General features: G+C 40.1%; 1 protein-coding gene. It reads left to right on the top strand.

Going from position 1 to position 1,146, the window contains the following annotated elements; all coding sequences use genetic code 11:
* Positions 1–193 precede the first annotated feature (193 nt).
* Positions 194–406, top strand: a complete 213-nt coding sequence (cspE, locus tag DN599_RS07430; RefSeq protein ID WP_110456523.1) for a transcription antiterminator/RNA stability regulator CspE — start codon at positions 194–196, stop codon at positions 404–406.
* Positions 407–1,146 lie beyond the last annotated feature (740 nt).

The following is a 1,146-nucleotide window of genomic DNA, read 5'->3' as shown; positions in this document are numbered from 1 at the left end:
CTGTTATTATGCACTCGCTCTGTTGTTCAAGAGTTATTAAAAAAGTAAAAGTAAAAGTAAAACCCTAAGCCAAATCCTCACCCTTTTTGTACTCAGCGTTTCCCTTAGCTTCTCGTCATAATTTAATAATTCAGCTACTCAGCACATCGCTCTATCGCGATACTTTTTAATGAATTTAAATAAGGGACACACAATGTCTAATACAACTACTGGTACTGTAAAATGGTTTAACGAAGATAAAGGTTTTGGCTTTATCTCTCAAGAAAATGGCGGCGCTGACGTGTTCGTTCATTTCCGTGCTATCGCTTCTGACGGTTTCAAGACCCTAGAAGAAGGCCAAAAAGTTTCTTTCGAAGTTGAGCAAGGTCAAAAAGGCCTTCAAGCGGCTAACGTAGTTCCTGCATAAGCAGCTACATTACCCCGCTTAACTGCGAACAAAAGGCGACCTTAGGTCGCCTTTTTTGTCTCTGTAATATCATCAACGCTCACTATCGATAATTCCTTATCGATAGACTGTCATTTTATACGCACTTACCCTCATTCCTCCTGGCGCTTGCGACTGTTCTAAGCTCATCTAATATACATTACAACACCTATCGCTGCGGTCATTTACTCCCTTGATCCGACTCGTATATTACCGCATATAAGCATCAAGTTTGGGAACGACACACGAGCGGTAGCAAGTTGCTTAATATTTTTGCTAACTACTGGTGCTTAGGCTTGGCCATTGCTAAGTCTGTTGTTGGGCTTTAGGCTGAGGAATATGGCCATCGTCGTTTTTAACCTCTACTTTCTCCTCAGTAGTGTTACGCATTTTTTGATGCTTATGCAGACCTCAAAATCCATATCACTTTAAGAGCAGAGCATCGGCTACATGCCGATTACGAGATAACAGCGTAAAAATAAAATGGCAAAAGATTGAGGCTTAAGATGATGATTGCTATCACATTAGCTAAAATCCAGCCTAAATCACCAAAGGAGTCGCAAAAATAAAGCGTGCAAAGTCTGCAAAGGCTGTTATTATGCACTCGCTCTGTTGTTCAAGAGTTATTAAAAAAGTAAAAGTAAAAGTAAAACCCTAAGCCAAATCCTCACCCTTTTTGTACTCAGCGTTTCCCTTAGCTTCTCGTCATAATTTAATAATTC

Source organism: Shewanella algidipiscicola (assembly GCF_900380485.1).
Classification (GTDB): Bacteria; Pseudomonadota; Gammaproteobacteria; order Enterobacterales; family Shewanellaceae; genus Shewanella; species Shewanella algidipiscicola.
The sequence above is the reverse complement of the archived record's forward strand: the minus strand, read 5'-3'. Positions and strand labels throughout refer to the sequence as shown.